Annotated in this window: 20 protein-coding genes; 11 read left to right on the forward strand and 9 right to left on the reverse strand. The window is 45.2% G+C overall.

Annotated elements, in window-relative coordinates:
- Positions 1-15: 15 nt before the first annotated feature.
- From DUL71_RS19945 to DUL71_RS19955, 3 genes are all read right to left on the reverse strand, one after another.
- On the reverse strand, positions 16-1,041 hold the full coding sequence (locus tag DUL71_RS19945; protein ID WP_112574663.1) for an NHL repeat-containing protein: 1,026 nt from the start codon (positions 1,039-1,041) through the stop codon (positions 16-18).
- 248 nt (positions 1,042-1,289) lie between these two features.
- Complete coding sequence (locus DUL71_RS19950) at positions 1,290-2,747, reverse strand: DUF1501 domain-containing protein (protein ID WP_114939727.1); 1,458 nt, start codon at positions 2,745-2,747, stop codon at positions 1,290-1,292.
- A gap of 4 nt (positions 2,748-2,751) precedes the next feature.
- On the reverse strand, positions 2,752-5,070 hold the full coding sequence (locus DUL71_RS19955; RefSeq protein ID WP_114939728.1) for a PSD1 and planctomycete cytochrome C domain-containing protein: 2,319 nt from the start codon (positions 5,068-5,070) through the stop codon (positions 2,752-2,754).
- A 333-nt stretch (positions 5,071-5,403) separates the two neighbouring features.
- Here DUL71_RS19955 and DUL71_RS19960 point away from each other — a divergent pair, with 333 nt between their 5' ends.
- Complete coding sequence (locus DUL71_RS19960) at positions 5,404-6,246, forward strand: hypothetical protein (RefSeq protein WP_114939729.1); 843 nt, start codon at positions 5,404-5,406, stop codon at positions 6,244-6,246.
- Between the two features lie 18 nt (positions 6,247-6,264).
- On the opposite strand, the gene DUL71_RS19965 is transcribed toward DUL71_RS19960, so the two are convergent.
- The gene (locus DUL71_RS19965; RefSeq protein WP_114939730.1) at positions 6,265-8,094 is read right to left on the reverse strand and encodes an FAD-dependent oxidoreductase; all 1,830 of its coding nucleotides are present in this window, start codon (positions 8,092-8,094) and stop codon (positions 6,265-6,267) included.
- A 109-nt stretch (positions 8,095-8,203) separates the two neighbouring features.
- Here DUL71_RS19965 and DUL71_RS19970 point away from each other — a divergent pair, with 109 nt between their 5' ends.
- Positions 8,204-8,722, forward strand: a complete 519-nt coding sequence (locus DUL71_RS19970) for a YfiT family bacillithiol transferase (RefSeq protein WP_244228800.1) — start codon at positions 8,204-8,206, stop codon at positions 8,720-8,722.
- A gap of 276 nt (positions 8,723-8,998) precedes the next feature.
- Positions 8,999-9,313, forward strand: coding sequence for a low molecular weight protein tyrosine phosphatase family protein (locus DUL71_RS19975; RefSeq protein WP_114939732.1), 315 nt, complete (start codon positions 8,999-9,001; stop codon positions 9,311-9,313).
- Here DUL71_RS19975 and DUL71_RS19980 read toward each other — a convergent pair.
- From DUL71_RS19980 to DUL71_RS19990, 3 genes are read right to left on the reverse strand one after another with little or no spacing between them, the layout of a single operon-like run.
- Complete coding sequence (locus tag DUL71_RS19980) at positions 9,310-10,395, reverse strand: acyl-CoA dehydrogenase family protein (RefSeq protein ID WP_114939733.1); 1,086 nt, start codon at positions 10,393-10,395, stop codon at positions 9,310-9,312. The two genes, DUL71_RS19975 and DUL71_RS19980, sit on opposite strands and share 4 nt — an antisense overlap.
- 35 nt (positions 10,396-10,430) lie before the next feature.
- The gene (pnuC, locus tag DUL71_RS19985; RefSeq protein WP_114939734.1) at positions 10,431-11,063 is read right to left on the reverse strand and encodes a nicotinamide riboside transporter PnuC; all 633 of its coding nucleotides are present in this window, start codon (positions 11,061-11,063) and stop codon (positions 10,431-10,433) included.
- Between the two features lie 10 nt (positions 11,064-11,073).
- Entirely contained in the window at positions 11,074-13,527 is a 2,454-nt protein-coding gene (locus tag DUL71_RS19990) for a TonB-dependent receptor (protein WP_341867748.1), read from the reverse strand.
- Positions 13,528-14,123: 596 nt separating this feature from the next.
- On the opposite strand from DUL71_RS19990, the gene aspS reads away from it, so the two are divergent.
- The 8 genes from aspS (at position 14,124) to DUL71_RS20030 (ending at position 22,569) form a co-directional block, all read left to right on the forward strand.
- Positions 14,124-15,869, forward strand: a complete 1,746-nt coding sequence (gene aspS / locus DUL71_RS19995) for an aspartate--tRNA ligase (protein WP_114939735.1) — start codon at positions 14,124-14,126, stop codon at positions 15,867-15,869.
- A gap of 63 nt (positions 15,870-15,932) precedes the next feature.
- The gene (locus DUL71_RS20000; RefSeq protein WP_114939736.1) at positions 15,933-16,397 is read left to right on the forward strand and encodes an FKBP-type peptidyl-prolyl cis-trans isomerase; all 465 of its coding nucleotides are present in this window, start codon (positions 15,933-15,935) and stop codon (positions 16,395-16,397) included.
- Positions 16,398-16,476: 79 nt separating this feature from the next.
- Positions 16,477-16,932 carry an FKBP-type peptidyl-prolyl cis-trans isomerase gene (locus DUL71_RS20005; RefSeq protein WP_114939737.1) on the forward strand — a complete coding sequence of 152 codons (456 nt, stop codon included), beginning with the start codon at positions 16,477-16,479 and terminating at the stop codon, positions 16,930-16,932.
- Between the two features lie 20 nt (positions 16,933-16,952).
- Complete coding sequence (locus DUL71_RS20010; RefSeq protein ID WP_114939738.1) at positions 16,953-17,420, forward strand: FKBP-type peptidyl-prolyl cis-trans isomerase; 468 nt, start codon at positions 16,953-16,955, stop codon at positions 17,418-17,420.
- 127 nt (positions 17,421-17,547) lie between these two features.
- Positions 17,548-18,147, forward strand: a complete 600-nt coding sequence (locus tag DUL71_RS20015) for a MiaE family protein (protein WP_208645606.1) — start codon at positions 17,548-17,550, stop codon at positions 18,145-18,147.
- A gap of 376 nt (positions 18,148-18,523) precedes the next feature.
- Positions 18,524-19,705, forward strand: coding sequence for a sensor histidine kinase (locus DUL71_RS20020; protein WP_114939739.1), 1,182 nt, complete (start codon positions 18,524-18,526; stop codon positions 19,703-19,705).
- A gap of 5 nt (positions 19,706-19,710) precedes the next feature.
- Positions 19,711-20,412 carry a LytR/AlgR family response regulator transcription factor gene (locus tag DUL71_RS20025; protein ID WP_114939740.1) on the forward strand — a complete coding sequence of 234 codons (702 nt, stop codon included), beginning with the start codon at positions 19,711-19,713 and terminating at the stop codon, positions 20,410-20,412.
- Positions 20,413-20,652: 240 nt separating this feature from the next.
- Complete coding sequence (locus tag DUL71_RS20030; RefSeq protein WP_114939741.1) at positions 20,653-22,569, forward strand: T9SS type B sorting domain-containing protein; 1,917 nt, start codon at positions 20,653-20,655, stop codon at positions 22,567-22,569.
- 125 nt (positions 22,570-22,694) lie between these two features.
- On the opposite strand, the gene DUL71_RS20035 is transcribed toward DUL71_RS20030, so the two are convergent.
- Together DUL71_RS20035 and DUL71_RS20040 are read right to left on the reverse strand one after the other, a co-directional pair.
- Complete coding sequence (locus tag DUL71_RS20035; RefSeq protein WP_114939742.1) at positions 22,695-24,296, reverse strand: FAD-dependent monooxygenase; 1,602 nt, start codon at positions 24,294-24,296, stop codon at positions 22,695-22,697.
- Complete coding sequence (locus DUL71_RS20040) at positions 24,293-25,009, reverse strand: SAM-dependent methyltransferase (RefSeq protein WP_114939743.1); 717 nt, start codon at positions 25,007-25,009, stop codon at positions 24,293-24,295. Before DUL71_RS20040 ends, DUL71_RS20035 begins: the two co-directional genes overlap by 4 nt.
- Positions 25,010-25,046: the final 37 nt, after the last annotated feature.

The raw sequence follows: 25,046 nt of genomic DNA on the forward strand, positions 1-25,046 counted from the left end.
GACTGTATCAGTTAATTAAACCCTTGTGAATTTATAAGGGTACACTTTACCCGACGCCCATTGCGCTACATACAAGTTCTCGTCATTGTCCACACATACATCATGTGGGTTCAAGAAAATCTTTTCAGCCTGGCTCATAGGTTGCAGTACGCCATCGGTATACACCGGTTCGGTACCACCAAGGTTCGATACTACTTTATTGTTCTTATCCAATATAGTGGTGAAGCCGGTGTTTTCCTTGCTCAGATCTGGTGAACGAAGTACGGCTGCATACAAATGGTCTCCCTTAATCACCGGGCGACAAACGCATGCTCCCGGCAGTTTGATCACTTCCTGCAGTTTGCCATCCATGCTGAAGCGTTTGAAGCAATTGCGGGTACGGTCGGTAACCAATAAAGTCGGGGTATCATAGCGCCTGTCAATCACAATGCCGTGCGCATTATCCAGGTGCTCGTCACCCTCGCCTTTACCGCCGAAGAAACCTTTCAGCTTACCATCTTTATCGTAATGCGTAACGTATTGCGCACCGTAACCATCGGCAATAAAAATATCGCCATTGCTGTCGATGGTGGTTTCGGTGGGAACAAACTCTTCGGCCTTTTTGTAAACGCCGGTTTCCAGCGGAACATCAATGGTCATTAAAATACGGCCATCAAGTGTGGTTTTGTAAACCTGGTGTTTTACGGTATCGGTTATGAACAATACTTCGGTGCCGTTTTCATTAAACAGGGTTAGGCCATGCGCGCCGGGAAAATCGTGTCCCCAGGTAGTCAATAATTTGCCCGATTTATTGTAGATAAGCACATTGTTTTTAGTTTCGTTGGTAAGCAGTAAAATGCGGCCTTTTGAATCCTGCACCATTTCGTGGCAATCATTCACCGGGTTTTTCTGCGAATCGGCTTTGCTCCAGTTTTTGTCCATGCGGTAGCGCATATTACCATGACCGTAAATTGGTCCGTTATCTTTTGCTAACATGTCTTTGGCTATAAAAAAGCCTGCTGATAAAACTGAAGTGTGCTTGATAAATTCTCTTCTTTCCATACCGTTGATTTTCTGATTGCGTTGATTTGTACCCCTAATATGTCATTGCGAGGAACGAAGCAATCGCGAACTTTACAGGGCGGATTTGCTTAGCCGCTCTGCGTTTTGGGAATTGCTTCGTACCTCGCAATGACGGTTAAATTTATATTTTGCTTATTAATTGCTGTCGCGGGATTGGCGTAGCGTATCCCGCGGCAGTCATTTTGTTTTTAAAGCCCTCTCCCTTTAGGGGAGGGTTTGGGTGGGGCTTACGCTATGATCCCCTTCACCACATTGCCCGCCACATCTGTTAGCCTGTACCTCCTGCCCTGGCTTTTAAAAGTCAGTTTTTTATGATCGATACCTAATTGATTTAAGATGGTGGCATGGAAGTCATGAACATGCACCGGATCTTTTATAATGTTGTATCCAAATTCATCCGTTTCGCCGTAAACTATGCCGGGTTTGATACCACCTCCGGCCATCCAGATACTGAAACAGCGCGGATGATGATCGCGGCCGTAATTGGCTTTTTCCAGTTTGCCCTGGCTGTAATTGGTACGTCCGAACTCGCCACCCCAAATCACTAAGGTTTCATCCAATAGTCCTCTTTGTTTTAAATCGGTAACTAATGCTGCCGATGCCTGGTCTACATCTTTGGCTTGTCCGGCCATTTCCTGCGGAAGGTTACTGTGCTGGTCCCAGCCCTGATGGTAGAGCTGCACAAAGCGTACTCCGTTTTCAGATAGCTTACGGGCCAGTAAACAGTTGGCCGCGTAAGTGCCTGGAATAAGGCATTCCGGCCCGTACATTTTTACAATATCATCCGACTCCTTGCTTACATCCATAATTTCGGGTACGGCGGTTTGCATGCGGTAAGCCATTTCATACTGCTGCACCTTGGTGTTTATTTCCGGGTCGCCAAACTCTTTGTAGTTCATGTCGTTAAGTTCGGCCAGTTTATCCAGCATTTTGCGGCGCTCATGACGGTTTAACCCTTCGGGATCATTTAGATATAAGATCGGATCTTCGCCGCTGCTGAACTGTACACCCTGATGTATAGAATCTAAAAAGCCGTTGCTCCACAGTTTGGAGTAAACCCCCTGTCCGTTTCCTTTTCCCTTAGAGAGTAATACCGTAAAAGCAGGTAAATTTTTATTCTCGCTGCCGAGGCCGTAGCTTACCCACGAACCCATACTTGGGCGATTGCCCTGCTGTGCCCCTGTCTGAAAAAATGTAAGCGCGGGATCATGGTTGATGGCATCGGTGTTGAGCGAGCGAATGATACAAATATCATCTGCAATTTTGCCTATATGCGGAAACATGTCGCTGATCCAGGCCCGCGACTCGCCATATTGTTTAAAATCATAAAACGAACCCACCAGTGGAAATGAAGCCTGTTTGGCCGTCATGCCGGTGAGGATCTGGTTGCCGCGGACAGAGGCCGGTAGCTCCTGCCCCATCATTTCGCGCAGTTTGGGCTTATAATCAAATGACTCTAACTGTGATGGTGCCCCATCCTGGAACAGGTAGATCACCCGTTTGGCTTTTGGCGCAAAGTTGGGTATGCCGGGGATAAAATCCGCCTCGGCTTCATCACCTTTTCCGCTAAACAGATCCGGGATGAGCAACGAACCCAATGCCACGCTGCCGATACCCAAACTAAGTCTTGAAAGGAACCTGCGCCTGTTAATGTTAAGCCTGTTTTCTAAAAAATCTTTTTCCATGTGCTCAGGTTTTTGTTATTGCTTCTTCCAGGTTATACATGGTGTCAACCACTTTCATCATGGCAGCCAGCGTTACTTTATCCAGATTGGGCGGTACCGGGTACTCGCCTACAGTCAGTAGTTTTTCAGCATCGGTCTTTTTCATCGTTTTTAACTCATCTGCATAGTATGAAGTTAAAATAGCCAGTTCTTTTTGCTGCGGATGGCGGCTCAGGATAAGCCTGAAAGCTTTAGTGATTTTTTCTGTCGATGTGCTTTTATCCTGCAATAGTTTGGCTGCTAAAACCCTTGCGCTTTCCAATACGGTTGGATCGTTAAGCATAACCAAAGCCTGCAATGGCGTATTGGTGCGGAGGCGTTTTACCTCGCACTGGTCGCGGTTACTGGCGTCAAAAATACCCAATGATGCAGGCGGAACGGTGCGTTTGATCAACGTATACATTCCCCTGCGGTACAGGTTAGGGCCATGCACCTGCTTGTAATTGGCCAAAATTCCCCTGCCCGATGTGGCGTTTTCCCACAAACCGGGTGGTTGATAAGGATTGACACTTGGCCCGCCAATTGTTGGGTTAAGCAAACCGCTGCTGGCCAAAACCAAATCGCGAACAAACTCTGCAGGCAAACGGCCTCGTGGGCCACGGGCTAATAAGGTATTATCAGGGTCTTCTTTCTGTTTTTCTGGTGTTACAATTGCCGATTGCCGGTAGGTGGCCGACATTACGATCTGTTTTACCAGTCGTTTGATGTTCCAGCCATGGTCACGGAAATCAATAGCAAGCCAATCCAGCAGTTCGGGATGCGATGGCAGATCGCCTTGCATGCCGAAATCGCCGGAGCTTTTTACAATTCCCTTTCCAAAAAACTCCTGCCACGTCTGGTTTACAAACACACGTGCGGTAAGCGGATTGTTTTTATTGAACAGCCACTCGGCCAAACCTAAGCGGTTTTTAGGATAGTTATTGGTAAATGGCAGTATTGACTTGGGTGTACCTGCTTCTACCTGATCGCCATGGGCATCATAGTTTCCGCGTTTAAGGATATAAGTCGGCCGCACCTTGTCGCTATCGGTCATGATAGATACGATGAGCTTATCCGTATCGCGCTTGTTCACGAAGGTCAGGATCTTTTTAACATCGTCGTTACTGATCTGCATCATCGGATTTTTGGCGTAGGTTTCGGGCCCGCCCACGGTTGATTGCAGGCCAACTTCTTTCACGTTGTTAAAAAAGGCGTAAACCTGGTAGTATTCTTTTTGCGAAAAAGGATCGTATTTATGATCATGACAATGGGCGCATTCAAGCGTAACGCCCAGCATGGCCTTTCCAAATGTATTGGTGCGGTCGGTTACATAGCTTACACGGTATTCCTCATCAATTACGCCCCCCTCTTCGGTTATTTTATGATTGCGGTTAAACCCGGTGGCCAGCAATTGCTCCTTGGTAGCGTTAGGCAATTGATCGCCGGCCAGCTGCCAGGTGATAAATTTATCATAAGGAAGGTTTTCATTATAGGCATGGATCACCCAGTCGCGCCATGGCCATTGGGTGCGGTAGTTATCGTCCTGGTAGCCATGCGAATCCGCATAGCGGGCAACATCCAGCCAGTGTAGCGCCATTTTTTCGCCGTATTGTGGGGTTGCCATTAGCTTATCCACCATTTTTTCATAAGCGTTAGGGCTTTTATCGCCTAAAAACTCATCCATCAATGCTATGGACGGTGGCAGACCGGTAAGATCAAGCGAGATGCGTTTCAACAAACGTTCTTTATCGGCTTCGGGATTAGGTTCAAGGTTAGCCCGCTCCATTTTTTGCAGTACGAAATTATCGATGGCGTTTTTAGGCCATGTGGTGTTTTTTACCTGTGGAACAGGGTAATTGTGCGGAGCAACGAAAGCCCAGTGTTTTTCATATTTAGCGCCCTGCTTTATCCATTTGTGAATGAGCTCAACTTCATACGGCGATAACCTTTTCAGGTTTGATGACGCGGGAGGCATTTGCTCGGTAGTATCTTTAGTGGATACGCGGCGATAAACCTCAGATTGCATGGGCTCGCCGGGAACGAGGGCATGCGATGATGGATTATCTTTTAAAGCTTTGTAGGCGCTTTCGGCAATGTCCAGTCTTAAATCTGCTTCGCGATGGGAGGCGTCGGGGCCATGGCATTTAAAACATTTATCTGAAAGTATCGGCCGGATATTAAAGTTGTAGCTGATGGTATCAGGAATCTGTTCTTCGGCCACCCCGCCCGATGAATGGCAGGAGTAAAGCGTGTACAGCATGCAAATGGCTATCGTAAGCCACACATAATACAACTTCCGGTACATGGGTTTAAATTGGTTAAGCAGATATTAAAGTTATGTAATTTATACCACAATTTGCAAATACATATATGCATCCCAAATCGATTTATCGGGCTCAATATAGGATGAAAAACTTAATGTTCATACATTTTGTATAAATGTTTTTACATATCACTTGCCGGATGCTTTCATTGGAAGAAAAAGTTAGGAATAGTGCATGAACGATAAATTGAGCGCAGAAGCTAACATTTAGTTGTTTTTATCGTAAAAAGTGAATGTTCAAAGTGATAGTTTTACACCCGATAGCTTTGAACAATGGTTTCATTATCGCCCCCAATAATTGGAATTTATATCTGAATGAAATTAAAATTAAGGCTTCTGCTACTATTTTTATTGATAGTAACAACCGGTTTTGGTTTTTACCTGTACCAACGTTATTCGCTTGAGAAACGGCATGTGCTTGTGCCCGAAAAAAAGCATAAGAACGATACTTTACGTGTTGGGATCATCGGCGACAGCTGGGCCACCGGCATTACCATAGATACCATTATCAGAGATGAATTTAAAAAACGCGGCATCAACACAGACGTGATAGCCTTTGGCCAGCCGGAAGCAAAAACAAAAGAGATTTACGATAACCTGTACGCCAATCCCGGTCAACCATTTTCAAGTAACGAAATACTGCACCATAATTTAGACTATTGCATTGTTTTGGCCGGCACCAGTGATGCAGAGGGTGAAATGGGCGCTAAGTTTTATGCCTATTATTGTTCGCTCATTATCAGCGATCTGGCCCGTAATAATATCGAGCCGGTTTTTGTAACCATGCCCGAGTTTGGTTTTAAAGAAGAAAAGGATAGCCTTGATATTTTGAAGAAAGTACGTAATGAGCTTGCATCACTGCTTATTGATAATGGCAGCACCCATAACCTGGACGGATACCGTAAACAAGCCAATGAAATGCTGAAAGACACCCGGCTTAAGGATTCGACCATTGTTGTGCCATTTAACCTCGTGTGCGACGATTACGAAAAGCATAAAATATTGTACCGTAATACAGGCCACCTTTCAACCATCGGTAAGCAAAAGCTGGGGCGTTTGATTGTTGAATATATCCTTGATAAGGAAAAGGCATCTCAAGGCAAAGCGTTTAACGCTCATGTTGAGACTGATCCGGCAAAGCGAAGTAAAAAAGCTTAATTGTTCGGAAAATACTTCTTAATTAACCATCCTTCCTGCAATATCTACCGACCGCGCAAACGGATTGAAAAACCTGTTGGCCAAAATAGCAAACTCGCGGCGGGTTACAGGGCGTTTCATATCAAAGGGAGATGTAAACTTATACTGTTCCTTCCATGCCTTTTGCATGGCAATTTCCAGCGTGTGCGGATCGGTTAACGTGGTTTCGCTGATGAAGGATAGCAGGTTGCCTACAGTAAATACAGCGCCAGGCTTTTCTTTGTTGAACCATAAAAACCCGCGGGTGTAGGTTTCTTCCAGTGTTGGTTTAATTTCGGTAGTAGCCACCAACGAATCGGGCTGGAAAAGTAACCGAGTAGAATTACCCTCTGTTTTTTGTACCCCTTTTAATAATCCTGACGTTCCTACCTGTTGTATCGCCCTGAAATAGGGATCGTTTGGTTTAATATCGGTAAAAGGCATAAGCCATGCTTTAAAATCAAGTAGTTCGCCCTGGATTATCCGCACGTTTAAATTTTGTGTAGTGGTTTTGAAAAACGCGCAATAGGCTGCTGTAGCTCCGGCCCCCTGCCCTATAGCCATTTGTACCGATGGGTACATGGTGCTTGCATTTACCAGATGCGTTACCGACATGGCTTTTTCGGTCACCAGCAAATTATCCAGATCTTTTAACACAATAGCCCCAAGCGGCACGCCATAAGCCGGGAAAGGCGGATAGTTTACTTTCGGAGCTCCTGCATCGGTATAATGCTGGCCCGGATAAGCATCGCCAACAGCAATTGCTGTGCGGTAAAGTTTCGATTCACGGTTATAAGGTTTGTACACATCATCCAGCATCATCCGTACCAAGCATTTTGTAGCACGACCGGCTTCGCGCAGATATGGAATATATGGCAAATGATCGGGCGTAGTGAAACCTTCGTCGAGTCCAAGGTTTTTATAGCCGAGTTCGGTTTGCAGATAGTAGATCAATCCTAATGTGTGCAGGCGGGCTTTGGCATAAAAGGCATCCCGGTTTTCGGGCTTTAAATTATCGGCGGAAACCGGGAACTGGTTCCCGCATTCGGCCCATTTGATCATGTATTTATCATTGGGCAGCTTGCCATCGGTAAGCATTTGCTTAATATTTTTTCCTTTAAGGCAGGCATAAGCCGAGGCATCATAGCCTTCGGGTTTGGGAATAGTTTTATCGGCCGAAGCGCCAAAATCTTTCAAAATGGCAATCCAAGTTAAATCCTGTAATTGTACCGATTCGTTATCGGGTGCCATGTCTTCTGTAGTTTGTTTTTTACTGTCGAAACCATAAACAAAAGTTTCGCCTGCTTTGGCGGCAACATCACCGGTTTCGGTAGCGTCAATTACAACTTTAGCCTTTACAGTGGTTGTTTTCCCGTCGAGCGAAATGCTCACATCCCAGCCCGTACCGTCTTTTTTAATACCGGTAAAGGGAGTATTTAATTTTACGGTGAGATTTTTTACTGTATCTGTTATTTTTTTGAGAATGGCGGCGCCGGTATAGGGTTCAAATCTTAAGGTGGCGTTATAAGTGGTATCATAACCTGGTGTTTTACTGTAGAAATCCCTTACCCTGCGCCTGAATTCGCCCCAGATCCCTGTTGGTAAATTGCGGTTGCCATCGACGATGCACATGCCGCCCGCGGTAATGCTGCCACCCAGCCAGGGGCCTTGTTCAACCAGCATGGTTTTGAGTTTGCTTCGCGCGCCCTGTATGGCCGCCGCTGTTCCGCTTGCGCCTCCGCCTATTACTAATATGTCGGTTTTAATGGTTTGTGCAAAGGATAGCGTACAGTTAAAAACTAAGAGTACAGCCAGTAGCTTTTTTATCATCAGTTAAATTGAACAATCTACAGAACGCTAAAATAGGCCAAAAGCTTGTGGTACTATAAAATAATAACTAATTTAAATTTTTTTAACATTTATGATGACAGATGAACAAATGAGATACCCAATCGGGAAGTTTGCGCCCCCGGCTTCATACACCGCCGAAGATATGCGTGGCTGGATTGAAGATATAGCCACCCTGCCGGGGAAGTTAAGGCACGCCATCACCGGGCTTAATTACCAGGAACTGGATACGCCATACCGTACCGGCGGCTGGACAATACGCCAGGTAATTCACCATTTGGCCGATAGTCACATGAATTCTATCACCCGTTTTAAGCTTGCCCTTACAGAGGATAATCCAACCATAAAACCCTATGAAGAGGCCGATTGGGCGTTACTGCCCGATTATCGCCTGCCGGTTGAACCCTCATTAAAGATGCTTGAGGGCATTCACCAGCATTTTGTAGCCCTGTTTGAAAGTTTTACCGAAAATGAATGGGCCCGCACATTTGTACACCCCGCTTCGGGCGAAACCATATCGCTAAAAAAAGGCCTTGCTACGTATGCCTGGCACAGTAACCATCACCTGGCACATGTAACTGAAACGGTTAAGAGGTTGGTGAAAGTTTAGTTTGAGGGGAAAGGATAAAGGTAAAAGGAGAAAGGTTTGTGCGTTGGATATTGAATCGTATACACCTTGTCAAAAAGAAAATGTCATTTCGAATGAGCGGCGGGTGGGACAGCGTGACGGGGCGAAAGAGAAATCTTATACGCCCTGCAAAGCGACCATGTATGATGTATAAGATTTCTCCTCACCTCCATTGCACTATCCCCTACCGGATCGTCGAAATGACAGTGGTTTAATAAATAATCGTAACAACAATTAGGCTCCCGATAGCTACTCTCTATGCCCAATCTCCTTTTCATTTGCAGTAAAAACCAGTGGCGAAGCCCTACAGCCGAAGCTTTATTCAGGAATCATCCTGAGCACAAAGCTTCATCGGCAGGGACGAGTGAAAAGGCGCGCGTGAGGATAAATCAAAAGATGATTGACCGGGCTGATGTGATCTTCGTGATGGAGCAGAAGCATAAGGAGATACTGAAACAGCGCTTCAGCATCAATGGAAAGCAACTGGTTGTGCTTGATATTGAAGATAACTACCAGCTCAATGATCCTGAACTGGTAGCTATTTTAAGAAATGTGTTAAGCGAATATCTTTAGTCTTCAAACGTTAGCAACGAATGTTGCCCTGCCGTATGAAGATCCCGCCATACCTGGTTGATCTCCGTGTCAGGATTTGCCGCTGATAACCCGCAATAAGTATAAAGTTTATCTACGCTGTCTCTTGATACCATGGCCAGTTTGCGGCTCATGATACTAACTTCCTGCAAACCACTGTCGCCGGCCGATTCAAAGTTATTCCATGAATAATCCACCGCTTTATAAAACGCAGCGCGGACCTCATTAACCAATGTGGTTTGTTCAGCCAGTAATTGTTGGATATATTCCTTTTGAGGATCGGTTAGCCTTGGGTTTTTCATGCGCTCATCGAAGGCTGATCCGCAGAGGTCAAGAAAATGAACCGCCAGGCCCGAAAGGTTGGCGGCAAGGGTAGCCTCGGCCAATTGTAAAAACGGGTAACGATATAAAGGCTCCTTTACAACTGTATACTCCGGATCGATCCTGAAACAACGGTTTTTATCAACGTAAAGATCTTTTACCTCATAAGCATCACTCCCGGTGGCCATCATGCCAACATACTTCCATGCCGGGAAAACACTTATATCTTTCCTGTCAAAAACAAAAGGTAATATCAGCGGCTCGCCCTCGTTGTTTAAAACGGTTTCATCGCCGTTTTTGATGATGCAGTTTGCCGTGATATGTGTAGCATGATGCGCCCCGCTGGCATATTTCCAGGTACCGTTGATGATGTAGCCATCGCCATTAATGGTACCTGTTCCGGTTGATGCGCCACTCCCGGCAAAGCATAATTGTGGGTTAGTCATGATCCCGGCCGCGAAATCGGCATTAAGAAAACCGCCAAACCAGCCGGCTCCGCTACACAAGGTTACTACCCAACCCAGGCTACCATTAGCCCAGGCCAGGCTTTCTTCCAGGCGTACCATTTGCGGTAAAGCTAATTGCAAGCCGGAATAAACTTGTGGGACTAAAAATTTAAACCAGCCCTGCTCATAAATAAGTGCCAGCTGGTCAGGTTGCAGTTTACCCGCCTGTTCGGCTGCCGGGGCTGCTTTCCTGATTATATCAACCCATTCGGGTTTTAAGTTTTGTGATGGATGCATTGTAAATCCCTATTTTTAAGTAGACCGCCTAACCTCTAATCTCCAACCACTAATCTCTCCCGCTCCACCTGTTTCTTCCACTCAAAATATCCCCATATCGCTATAATAAACAGGAAGATGGTAAGCATGGCAAATAGGGGTAGTTTTTTATAAAACAATAGCGGAACCGCGAAAAAGTTGGAGATGTTCAGGAAAATCCAGTTCTCCATTTTGCGGCGGGCCAATAGCCACATGCCTGCCCATGCGGTTGAAGATACCAAAGCATCCCAGACCGGTACGTTTGAAGGTGTGAAATATTTGGCAGGCAGGTTTTTGATCAGGAAATAAAATACCACCCAGCCTATAACGCTAATGGCTATACTTATCACCCATTCATTTTTTGTGGAATAAGTAATTTTTACCGGGGGCTCATTGCGTTTCTTTATCCAGTAAATCCAGCCGTAAACGCTCATCACAATATAGTACCCGTTTAATAACGATTCGGCATATAAATGAACGTCCATCAGTAGGTATATGGATATGGCCGTGCCCAGGATACCCGCCGGGTATAGCCATATATTATTTACCCGGGCAAGCAGCACTTCGGTAACACCCAGCGCAACGGCAAGCCATTGCGGCCAGGTGGTTTCCTTTATTTGTTCAATGAATAAGTCTATCCAATGATTCATACCTGCTTAATTAAAACCCTAAACTTAACGAAGCCATAAAGTTTCGCGGTGCCTGCGGGAAATAATAGTTGTAGTTAATTACATGGCCGCCCTCAATATCCGGATAGGTAGCACCGTTGTTTTCATACTTCTCGCTGAATATATTATTAACCTGCAGGCCAACAGTTATGTTTTTAACCGAGCGTACACTGAAACTGTACCTCAACCTCACATCGTTCACAAAAAAGCTGTTCAGCAAGCGGTTGGCAGCATAAGGATTAGCGGCATTATCCGGCGCTATGCCAAAACCTTCAGGATTGCGGTTCATGGTATTATCCAGGTATTGCTTGCCTACATATTTGCTGATAAAAGCGATCTCGCCGCCTTTGATAGGGCTATAACTGATCACACTTGAGCCTGTAAGTGAAGGTGAATAGGCAATATCTGTTTTGGCAAATGTTTCCTCAACCAAGGCCCCGTTATCGTAGTTAGAGAAAAACTGGTGATAGTTTTTGATCTTGTTGGTGCTTAAAGTAGCCGTAACGCCCCAGTTTAACTGGCTGGTAATTTTTACCTTACCGCTAAACTCTAAACCGGCACGGTAGCTGTCCTTTACGTTAGTACGCACCGGGCTGCCTACATCATTCAGTGAGCCGGTTAATACCAATTGATTTTTATATAACATATAGAAACCATTCAACTCGCCGCTGAAAACAGGTGAGCTAAAACGGTAACCGGCCTCAAAATCTTTCAGGTTTTCGGCTTTCGGGCGGTTTTGCGGAGGCGATTGTACATAGTCGTCACGATTAGGTTCGTGGTTACCTACAGCGAAGGAAGCGTACACATTGCTATGTTCGTTAAACTGATAGGTAACACCAGCTTTAGGATTAAAGAAGTTTAACTCCGCTGTTTGCTGTGCGTTGTTAAGGTTTTTGTCGATACCAAAAAACGAATAATTAATATGACGGTATTGCATATCGGCATACAGCAAAAACTTGTCTACATGCCATTCGGCCCTGCCAAAAATATTGAAGTCTTTCTTTTTGGCATCATCGCGGTAATATTGATAATTAGGGCCAACACCTATGCTTTCTTCGGCAGAAATAATATTGCCATAGTGCGCACCTTTATATTCATTATAAGCACCGCCAAGGTTGAAGTTCAGTTTTGTGGTAGGCTGATATTTTAAGGCATAGGTAACACCATAAAAATCGTTATTGAGCCACTGACGACGTACAAGATTGGTGGTTTTAATGGTATCGGTGCCATAAATAACAGGCGTTAATCCATAGTTACTAACGTCGTCGTCTTTTTTATATTCCTCATAGTAGCCTTCGCCATGGGTATAGTGTAAGGCTCCGCTGAATGATAGTTTATCCGAAAACTTTTTATCATACAATAACTGGTAGTGGTTTTGCAGGTAATCGTCAACTTCGTCTTTATAAAACGCGTTGTTGCCCATATAGCCCAATTCGTTATAAGTGCGGTTATCCGGGCGGGTATCATCGCCTATCACGTAATCGGCCACGCCGTTCCAGGCTTGATAAGTACGCTCATGGCCCGAGAACACATTTAATCTTAAAGTACTGTTATCGCCATAATAAGCGCCGCTCACAAAAAATGATTTTAACCGGGCAGATGCACGGGCGATATACCCGTCGGAACGGATACGGGACAAGCGGCCATCAATACTAAACCTGCCACCAAGCAAGCCTGTTCCCATGCTCACCGTGTTTTTTACCGAACCGTATGAACCTGCCGAATTATCAAGCTGGGCATACGCGGTGTCCCGGCGGGTTGCTGTTTGTACGTTGATGCTACCGCCAAAAGCGCCTGCGCCGTTAGTTGAAGTACCCACGCCACGCTGAATTTGCAGGTTATTGATAGACGAAGCAAAATCCGGCAGATCGACAAAGAAAGCGCCCTGGCTTTCAGCATCATTCAATGGGATGCCATTAACGGTTACGTTGATACGTGACGCGTCTGAACCCCTGATCCGGATGCCTGTATAGCCAATACCTGTACCGGCATCAGAGCTAACTACTACGGATGGCGTTTGATTTAACAAATAAGGCAAATCCTGGCCGAAGTTGTTCTTTTCCAGGTCTTTTTTGCTGAGGTTGGTGAATGCCGTTGGCGAGTTTTTGCCTGCGCGGGTGGCAATTACCGTTACTTCGTCGGTAGTTAATGTTCCTGAGCCTAATGTAAAATCAAGAATCTTATTGGCATTGACGGCTTCGGTTATGGTTACGGGTTTATATCCTATATAGCTGACTTTTAGCGTATAGTTTCCGTTTTTTAAATTATTGAAACGATACTTACCGGCAGCGTCGGTGATGCTGTTTTGCTGCGGGTTTAAAATAGTAACAGTAGCGCCGGGCAGTGCTTCGCCTGATTGATTGGTCACTTTCCCCGAAATGGAAAGCTGGGCCGATGCCATAACAGGCAACAGCAGGGCCATAACGGCCACAAATAAATTTTTCAAAATGTGTAAAACAAAAATTTGAGTTAAACCATCTGCACGCCAGGGAGAAGCAGCAGTACACTTAACTTATTTACCTTTATCCCTACGCCGGCATTATCCGGATCAGGTGTGGGGGGAAGTCGCGAGTCGGAAGTCGTTAGCCGGAAGTCGTGATTGACTTAAGACTTAGAACTTAGTACTTATGACTTACTCCCTGGGTATGATCTCAGCCCGTCTTTCAGTTTGGTAAAACAATCTGTAGTTTGTTTTGCAACCAAAGCAAGGCACCCCTTGAGAATTGTATTGAGGCAAAGATATGTTTTGATTTCGGATTTTGGATGTGGGATTTCGGATTTTTGAAGAATATCTCCTGTTTACAATAAAGTTGCTACCAAAACGGGGCAGAATTTATAAGGGTCGCAAAGACGCTACTACGTAAAGCATGCCTTTCGCCTTTGCGCAAAAAATCTAATTGAAATCTTACCAATCCATCAACGGTAAACTACCTTTTTATCCCCTTTATTGGCTTTTAAATTAACAGGTTACTAAATTCGAAATCCAAAATCCGAAATCCGAAATCAAAATCCTACTTTAGCAAACTTTTATAAAACATTGCTATGCTTAGAACTCATACCTGCGGCGAATTAAATATCAGCCATTTAGGCCAAACCGTTACTTTATGCGGTTGGGTACAAAAATCGCGCGATTTGGGCGGTACTACTTTTATCGACGTGCGCGACCGTTATGGTTTAACCCAATTGATATTTAACACAGATACAGATGCTACGCTGCGCGAAAAAAGCCGTGAACTTGGTCGCGAGTTTGTGATCAAAGTTACCGGTAATGTAATTGAGCGTGCCAGTAAAAACACCAAGATCCCAACCGGCGAAATTGAAATTGTTGTTACGGATATTGAAGTGCTTAACGCGGCCAAATTGCCTCCTTTCCTGATTGAAGACGAAACAGATGGCGGCGAGGAATTACGTGCTAAATACCGTTACCTCGACCTGCGTCGTAACCCTATTCGTAACAACCTGGTACTTCGTCACAAAATGGCGCAGGAAGTGCGTAAATATTTAGATAAGCTCGACTTTATTGAGGTTGAAACCCCGGTACTGATCAAATCGACCCCGGAAGGTGCACGCGACTTTGTGGTACCAAGCCGCATGAACGCGGGCGAGTTTTATGCCCTGCCGCAATCGCCACAAACTTTTAAACAATTGCTAATGGTAAGCGGTTTCGACCGTTATTTCCAGATTGTAAAATGTTTCAGGGACGAGGACCTGCGTGCCGACCGTCAGCCTGAGTTTACTCAGATTGACTGCGAGCTTTCATTTGTAAGCCAGGAAGATATCCTGAATATTTTTGAAGGCCTTACCCGCCACCTGTTCAAAACTGTAAAAGATATTGACCTGGGCGAGGTTCCGCGTATGCTGTATTCAGATGCGATGCGCCTGTACGGATCGGATAAGCCGGATGTACGCTTTGGGATGGAGTTTGTTGAGCTGAACGATATTGTTAAAGGCAAAGGCTTCAGCATTTTTGATAATGCCGAACTGGTTGTTGGTATCAACGCCAAAGGCTGTGCAAGCTATACCCGCAAACAGGTTGATGAACTAACCGAATGGTTAAAACGCCCTCAAATTGGCGTAACAGGCATGATCTATTGCCGTTACAATGAGGACGGAACATTGAAATCATCGGTAGATAAATTCTATAATGAAGATGAGCTAACCAACTGGGCAGCCGCATTTAGTGCCGAAAAAGGCGACTTAATGTTGATTTTGGCCGGAGGTGCTGATAAAGTACGCAAACAACTGAACGAATTACGTTTGGAAATGGGTAGCCGTTTAGGCCTACGCGATAAAAACACATTCGCTCCGCTATGGGTAGTTGACTTCCCGCTATTGGAGTGGGATGAAGAAAGCGGCCGTTACCACGCTATGCACCATCCGTTCACCTCGCCTAAGCCGGAGGATATTAATCTGTTGGATACCGAACCCGGAACTGTACGCGCTAATGCTTATGACCTGGTAATTAACGGTACTGAAATTGGCGGTGGTTCTATCCGGATCCATGATCGTGGTTTGCAATCACTGATGTTCAAGCATCTTGGTTTCTCGCCGGAAGAGGCACAAAAGCAATTCGGCTTCCTGATGGACGCCTTTGAATATGGCGCACCTCCGCATGGTGGTATCGCGTTTGGTTTTGACCGCCTGGCATCAATATTTGCCGGTCTGGATTCTATCCGTGATGTGATCGCCTTCCCTAAAAACAACTCGGGCCGCGATGTGATGATCGATTCGCCATCAACCATTGCCGAAGCGCAAATGACCGAACTGAAAATTAAAACAACGGTTTAATCAACCCAAAACATAAACTAAGCCCCCTTTATTGCAAAGGGGGCTTTTATTTGAATACCCATCATGAAAAAATACCTTTTATTGCTAAGCGCGGTTATCATTACGCTGATGATGTCATGCGATAACTCCGTTAAAATAAACCAGGAAAAACAGGCTAAAATGGATGATTCGCTGATTCGCGTTTACCTGAAAGCTAATCCGCAGCTTAAAGTGCAAAAACATTCGTCGGGCATTTACTTTCAGGTTTTGGCTGAAGGTAAAGGCCAGCACCCTACCGAAAGCTCGATGGTTACGGTAAATTATACCGCGGCTTTACTAAATGATATGGTGGTTGATAAGGCAAGCGGCTTTTCAAGTCCATTGGATCATTTAATTAAAGGCTGGCAAATAGGCATTCCGCTGGTGAAAGAGGGCGGTACCATATTACTCATCGTACCCTCGGGGCTTGCTTATGGTGCTAATGGCGTAGGCCGCATCCCGGAAAACTCAGTATTGGTGTTCACTGTAGATTTAACAGAATTTAAGTAAATCGGCCAAAATAAGTTGAATGTTGTAGCGTTCTGTAGCTTTTACCCGTCAAATTAACTAAAACAGAACTATTAACTCAATGAAGAAATTTCTATTATTCGTATTCGCCCCCCTGGTGATCCTCGCTTCATGCTCAAAAGACAAATTCGACGCTTCAAAACAAGCCGCTGCAGATGACGCCGCTATTAAAGCTTACATCGGTACTGATACTGCTTTTCATGCTACCGCCGATGGTTCTGGTGTTTATTATAAAATTGTAACACAAGGCACCGGCGCAAAGCCAACCGCGTCATCAACAGTTAAGGTAACCTATACCGGCAAATTATTGGCTGGAACCACATTTGATTCGGGTACTATCAACCAGAGCCTCAGCGGACTTATCGCTGGCTGGCAATCAGGGCTTCCTTATTTAAAAGCCGGAGGCCGTATCATTTTGGTGATCCCTTCAAGGGAGGGCTATGGCAATACTGCTAAAGATGGTATCCCTGCAAACTCGGTTTTGGTATTTACGATTGATCTGCTTAGTTTTAGCTGATTCAATTACCAAAGCCTGAAATGAGAAAAACCCTGTTGCTATTGTTATTAGCGCCGCTATTGGTGCTGTCTGCATGTTTTAAAGATAAATCGGCCGATCCGCAGCAAAACGTTTTGAACGAGGACGGCAATATCAAAATTTACCTTGCAGCGCATCCGGAAATAACCGCGACAAAAGATACTTCAGGACTTTATTATCAGATCATCACACCGGGAACAGGTACTCATGCAGGGCCAAACGCGACGGTTACTATCGACTACTCGGCGCAATTGCTTAGTGGTGTAAGTATAAATGGGCAAACAGATTACAGCAATAAGCTAAATACGCTGCTTACCGGCTGGCAAATAGGAATCCCCATGATCGCCGCCGGAGGTGAGATCCTGCTTATCGCACCTTCCCGTTTAGCTTACGGTGTATACGGCACCAGCCAGATCCCGCCTAACTCTATCGTGATCTTTGATATCAAGCTCAAAAAAATAGAGCAATAAAAAAGTAAAATAAAGGCTATCCGTAAAGGATGGCCTTTATTTTTTTACCCTTCGTAGCGACAACCTTTTGCCTTTCGCCTTTAACCTTTCGCCTCCAACTTTCACTTCCAAGAGTTATCTTTGTACCGTGAGCGAGAAAACCATTTTAAAACTGCAGCTGCCTACCGATCCGCTTTGGGTTAAGAACGTGGTGGAGAGTAATATCGAAGAAATTTTGACCGATCACGCTTTTTGCGAACAAAAGGCGGCAAGTAATGCTATTACCCTTATTGTTCAAAACCCCAACCTGAGCGAACTGGTACAGGAGATGGCGCTGCTGGTGCAGGAAGAAATGGATCATTTTAAACGGGTGCATGATATTATTCTTGAGCGTGGCTATATCCTTGGCCGCGAGCGTAAGGATAACTACGTAAATGAGCTCAGAAAATTTATTATTGTGGGTGGTGGCCGCGAAGCTCAGTTGATTGACAGGCTGTTGTTTTCGGCCATGATTGAAGCCCGCAGTTGTGAACGTTTTAAGGTGCTCTCCGAAAATATTAATGATGAGCAATTAGCTGCCTTTTACCACGAGTTGATGATAAGCGAGGCAACCCACTACTCCATGTTCATTCGCCTGGCCAAAAAATACGCCGAAGAAATAGATGTTGATGCCCGCTGGAAACAATTCCTGGAGTATGAAGCCCATGTGATCCAGAATTACGGCAAAGGTGAAACCATTCATGGTTAAGTCTTAAGTCCGAAGTTTTAAGTCGGTAGTTCTAAGTTAAAAGTATCAAGTTTTTACCTGGAGGCTGCTCGTGAAAAGACATTCATTGCCGTTGGTTTTAACCAACGGTAAAAAAACTGAAAGTCCCTGGCTTTAGCCTAATTAAATAAGCAGATTTAGGCTGAAGCCCCCTTCTTTGTTACTATTATTCCGTTGGTTAAAACCAACGGCAATGAAGTTTGCAGCCTTGTAAACAACATTTTCCCATTTTGAAACGGCTTATTAAGACTTAGAACTACCGGCTTCAGAATTGTGACTTAACAAAACTCATCCACACAAATCATTAAAATACCGACACTTGTTTTTATTGCTGTAACATAATGCGTTATTTTACATAATGTCGCGTTTTAAAGCATTTTCGGTTGTGATACATATTGCGGGGTGGTTGCTATTTATGGCCTTTCCGCTGGTGTTTTTAAATAGCCGGGCTTTTTACAATACTTCCATTGCCACTTTTTTACAGAAGCCGGCCTACTGGGTGTTTTGCGTTACCTACATGGTGCTTTTTTATTCAAACGCGTACGTTTTCATTCCAAGGTTTTTTCTGAAAAAGAAATATGCCATTTACAGCGTCATAGTTGTGGTATTATTAGCCGGAGTTTACCTGCTTCGCCCTTTTGACAAGTTAATGCGCAGTACCGATGGCTGGCGAATGATGAACGGCATGATGATGCGGCATCGCCCTCCATTTGGTGGAGAGCGTTTTGGTAATGGCCCTTTTGGCGTTCCTCCGGGTGATACCGCCGCCGCGTTTGACCGCCCGCCCTTCCGCTCTGACTCGGCCTATTTCAAAGCGCAGTCTCAGTGGCGCCGGCACCGTATGCGACCGCTCGATAGCACCAGCCTGTTCATCTTCCTGATGATCATGGCGCTGAGCATGGCAATAAAAACGGTGCAGCAATGGCAGCTGACCGAGCAACGCGCAGCCCGGGCAGAAGCCGATAAAACCAATGCTGAACTGTCGTTTCTGAAAGCGCAGATCAATCCACATTTTTTGTTCAATACCTTGAATAATATCTATACCCTTGCGGCTATTAAAGATGATAACGCGGCCGACAGTATCATGAAGCTATCAAATATTATGCGCTATGTTACCGATGATGTTGCCGAAGATTTTGTTCCGCTGCAAAGCGAAATAGATTGTATCAGCGACTATATCGAGCTGCAACGTCTTCGTATCGGTAAAAACACCAAAGTGAATTTTGAGGTTAAAGGTGATATCGACCACAAACAGATAGCCCCACTGGTAATGATGACCTTTGTAGAAAACGTTTTTAAATACGGGGTGAGTAAACATGAACCATCTGATATTGATATCAGCATAGATATCCAGGGGTTGAAAATCTCGTTTTACTGCAAAAATCGCATCTTCGGTGTACAAAAAAGCGATTATCAGCGTACGGGCATCGGCATCAATAACACCAAAAAGCGCCTGGAGCATTTATACCCCAACAAACATTTATTAAGCATAAGCAGTCTGAATAATGAGTATATTGTTCAACTTACTTTACAAGCTTAAATAATATGGTGCTTAAATGTATAGCCATTGATGATGAGCCGCTGGCCTTAAGGCTCATCAACGATTATGTATCCCGTTTCCCGGCGTTGCAAATGGTTAATACTTTTGAAGACGCCATATCCGGCGCGGAATTTTTAAAACACAATCCGGTAGACCTGCTGTTTGTTGATATCAATATGCCCGACATCACCGGGATCGACCTGGTACGTTCGCTTGACGTAAAGCCCATGGTGATATTTACCACAGCCCATAAAAATTTCGCGTATGAAGGCTTTGAACTGGAAGCCCTTGATTATGTTTTAAAGCCCATTGATATTAAGCGTTTTACCAAAGCTGTTGAAAAGGCCGTTGATTACTACAAATACAGAAGCAAGCCCGCCGAAGAAGCGGCGGAGGAAAGTCTGTATGTGTACTCCGAATACCGTATGGTTAAGATAGATCTGGGTACCATTGAGTATATAGAAAGCATGGAGGACTATATCAAGATCCACATCACCAACGAGAAAACCATCCTTACGCTGATGCCTATGAAAAAGGTATTGGAAAAACTCCCCACAAGCAAATTTCAGCGCATCCATCGCAGCTATATCGTACCTGTAAACAAGATCCGCTCCATTCAAAACCGCAAAGTTCAGCTAACAGATGTTGAGCTGCCCATAAGCGAAACTTATAACGATTTCGCCCGTAACTGGGCAAAGCAGAAGTAAAAGTATTTCAAGGGTTTCGCCTTATTTGCCGGTAATTTATCACTCCCGTTAAGTTCGCCTATACAAAACTGTGATTCATCGATACAATATTGATGAATAGCCGCCATGCCCGCATATTTATGTCATAAACCAATTATAACCCCATAAATGGTTTATTAGTACCCCTTTTCATAATAGTTGCGATAGTAGCGTCTGTGTGTTAGTAGTACATGCAGGCGCTTTTTTAAAAACAGTATTCCGTTGGAAGCAAAAAAGTTACTCCCCCTAATCAGCTTTTTTCTCATCTTATTGGTTCGTAAAACAAATGCGCAAAGCCTCGGCGATCCGGTTGTGAGTATCACTTTTGGCTCAGGCACCTCAACACACTCTGGTGCATTGCCTGCCGACTCAGGGTCGACGAGCTATCCTTACAGCAGTGCTGATTTTCCGAGTGATGGTTATTATACCATTGAAAATACTACTGCTGGTGCGGGCAATGTTTGGTGGTCGGCAACAGATCATACAGGTAATACAGGAGGCTATATGATGGTAGTAAATGCCAGTGTATCCAAAACCGATTATTTTTATAAACGTACCATTACCGGGTTATGCTCTAATACCACCTATCAGTTCTCGGCCTGGGTGGTGAATTTGTTGAGGAGCAATGATATCAGTCCGCCAAATATCACTTTCGCTATTGAAAAAACCGACGGGACAACTATCCAGAGTTATAATACCGGTACCATTGCCCGTACCAGCGGCACTTATAAATGGGTACAGGAGTCATTTAATTTTACCTTGCCGGCGGGTGTTGGTGATGTAGTTATCAAGATGATCAATAACAGCGCGGGGGGTGCTCCGGCCAACGACCTGGCTATTGACGATATCGTTTTTCGTCCTTATGGGCCCGTCATAGCGGCAAGTTTCAGCAGTTCAAGCTCAACCTTAACCGCGGCGGCCTGTTCAGATGTTCCGCAAACTTATACGCTTAGCACTACTATCCCCAGCGGGTATACGGTTTTATGGCAGTCTAAAAACGGCAATGGCGCCTGGGCGGATCTTGCCGGGGCAAACAATACCAGCTCAACATACCAGATCACATCGCCAACTGTGGCCGGAACTTATTATTACCGCGCCGTAACGGCACAGGCAGGGAACATCAATTCGGCGCTTTGCAGGTCGGCATCAAATGTGCTTACGCTTACTGTAGGGGCTCCGCCTTCATCAACCGCAACCGCCAATACACCAGTTTGCGCGGGCACGACTTTATCGCTCAATGCATCTACCGGCGTAAGTTATAAATGGACTGGGCCAAATGGTTTTACATCGGTACTTCAAAACCCAACCATCGATAATGTGACGGCTGCTGCTGCCGGACCTTATAGCGTTACCATTAAATCGTCATCGGGATGCGAGGTTACAGTTCCGCTATCAGTGATTGTGAATGCCCAGCCTGTTGCAGCTGTAGCGCCGGTTGAGCCAATTTGCGAGGGCAGTTCGGTAACTTTAAATGCCAGTGGCGGCTCAACCTATTCATGGTCGCCCAGTACTGGCCTTTCTGATGCCGGCATTGCCAATCCGGTAGCCAGCCCAACAGATACTACGCTTTATACGGTTACAGTGAGTAACGGAACCTGTACTTCAACCGTTCAGGTTCAGGTTAATGTGCTTAAAAAGCCGGTATCTAATGCTGGTCCCGACAGGCATATTACCCAGGGGCAATCGGTAACGCTGAACGGCAGTACCAAGGGAACAAACGTAAGCTATTATTGGACCCCGACCGATAACCTGAGCAGCAGCCTTGAACTTAAGCCAACGGCATCACCGCTTGAAGATATCACCTACACCCTGCACGTGGTATCAAACTCCGGCTGCGGCGATGAAGCTACCGACGAGGTATTTGTGCGTGTTTATAAAAAAGTAGTTATCCCCAATACTTTTACACCCAATGGTGATGGTGTTAACGATACCTGGAACATTGAAGCATTGGACACCTACCCAACTTCAACTACACAGGTGTTTAACCGCTACGGTGGCCTGGTGTTTAAAAGTACCGGCTACCCCAAAGCCTGGGACGGCAAATACAGCGGCCAGGATATTCCATCGGGCACATACTATTACGTAATAGATCTAAAAAACGGCAATGTAATGAGTGGCTGGGTAATGGTGATGAGATGATTTTTTTAGTTCATTGTTGATGGATCATAGTTCATAGCTGAATTGCAGGGCGGATGGCTTTTAGCTTGATAGTCAACAGCCGAATTGCAAAGTGAACAAAGGTGGCCATTACCATGAACCATGATCTATAAACCATGAACTACCCCCGCTATATTCTGCAAATAATTATCCATCATGTCAATATCCACTACATCATTTAAAAACCCAATATGCATATCGGGACGGATGATGAGTGCTTTCTTTTGATTTTCTTTGACGTGAAAAGCATCAAAAATGTGTTGGTTTTTGGTTGATGGGGGTAGGTAAAAAAAGTTGAGGCTGGCCCCGTAGTTTTGAGTGATCCATTTGGCTACTGTAAACAGGTCGAGCTCTTTGAGTTTGCCCAGGCAAATGAGCGTAAAGCCGGGTTTGCTGCACCATTCATGCAGGTCGGTTTCCAGTTGGCGCTTTTCGTCGAAAACCTTGAGGTAAGGCAGCCTGTCGCCGGCTTTGATCTGGCTGGCATGGCTTAGGTTAAGATTTATGCTGCTGTCGCGATAGGTTATACCTGTTTGTGATACACGTTTAAAAAATGCCTCACGCAAATTGGGCTTACTCCATACCCATTTTAAAGCTATGGGGAGTAAATACTTCTTCAGTAAATTGATGAACCAGTTGCGCGACAGGATCATTTTAAAAATACGGTCGGTGGTATTGAGCAGGTCTTTGGCTACGGGCATTCTTTCCTGCGCGTAGCTATCCAAAACCGATACTTTAAGCTGGTTATTAACAACACCGGCCAGTTTCCAGGCCAGGTTATAGGCATCCTGCAAACCGGTGTTCATGCCCTGCCCGCCAACCGGCGAATGGATATGTGCGGCATCGCCAATTAAAAAACAGCGCTGCTCCCTGAATTTATCGGCCATGCGATGGTGCAGACGATAAGTTGTGAACCAGTTGGTTTGTTCAACAATGATCTGCTGTTTGGTTACTTCCCGCAGATGCGGTAATACCTCTTCAATTTGCAACTCATCTTTCTTATCAAAAGCATCGGGCAGGTTTCCTACCACGCGATAACTCCGTTCATCGGGCATTGGGAAAAAGCCCGCGAACCCTTTTTTTGACAGAAATAGGTTTACCTTATCGCCAAAATCAGCATCTATTTTGATATCAGCCAAATAAAACTGGTGCTGATAGGTATCACCATTAAAAGGAATATTGAGTTGCTTGCGTACGGTGCTGTGCGCGCCGTCGGCTCCAATCAGCCAATCGCAGGTGATGGTTTGCTTATCCTCGCCGCTTTGCAGCTGCAGGCTTACTTTTTCGGTATTTTGGCTTAAGGATAGCAGCGAAGTATTCCAGTAAACGGGGCAGCAATTGAGGGTAATAAAATCCAGCAATAACCGCTCGTTTTTGCTTTGCGGATACATCTGGATAAACGGAAACGCTGTTTGTGCTTCGCCAACGTTTGAAAGCGAAAGGCTGGCTACCTCTTCTCCCTCCTGGTTAAACTGTACGCCGCCACCACGTTTGCCATCGCTGAGTACCTTATCGATAATACCCATTTGCTTGTAGATCTCCATAGATCGCGATTGCACAGCCAGGGCTTTTGAGTGTGTGGTTGGCCCCTGTTTGTTATCTATAATTACCGGCTGCACACCATAGCGCAAAAGCTGGGCGGCCATCATCAAACCTGACGGACCGGCGCCTACAATTACAACCGGGGTATGCTGCTGGCTTATGGTCATTTATTGCCGTGATAGAGTAAAAAGATTGTTGGGCGTTTATGCAGATCGGGCACCTTCTTTTGCCAGTCGGCAATGGTTTTTGTTTGCACCAGCTCGGTAGCAGCCGTGAGGTCGCAGGCTATGCAAAGTTTGGTTTTAGGGTTACCGCTTTTCAGGATCTCTTCCAGCATAGGGTTATTGCGGAAAGGTGTTTCAATAAACATCTGGGTTTGATCAAGTTTTATGGCCGTACTTTCCAGTTCTTTGATCTTTTTGGCGCGAAGCACTTTATCAATAGGCAGGTAACCATGAAAGGCAAAACTTTGACCGCTAAAGCCCGAAGCCATCAGCGCCAGTAAAATAGAACTTGGGCCAACCAGCGGAACAACCTTTATGCCCATGCGATGGGCTTTGTCCACAATATCGGCACCGGGATCGGCCACTCCGGGGCAGCCAGCCTCGCTCATGAGGCCGACATCATTACCGGCTTGCAGGCCTTTAAAAAAGTCGGCGTTGCCCATATCGCGGTTATGCTTGCCATAATCGTGAATAACGAGTTCGCTTTGCGGGGTTTTTAAACCGGCCTCTTTTAAAAAGCGGCGGGCGGTTTTTTCATTCTCCACAATGTATTCTTTGATACTGTTAATGGTATCAACCAGATATGGCGTAAATGATTTAGCGGCCGCGTCATCGGCCAATGGTACGGGAATTAAATAAAGGGTTCCATAGGGCATATTGCAAAGTTGGTGTTTTTTGTTTAAATTAAGCTAT

Source organism: Mucilaginibacter endophyticus (assembly GCF_003351025.1).
Classification (GTDB): Bacteria; Bacteroidota; Bacteroidia; order Sphingobacteriales; family Sphingobacteriaceae; genus Mucilaginibacter; species Mucilaginibacter endophyticus.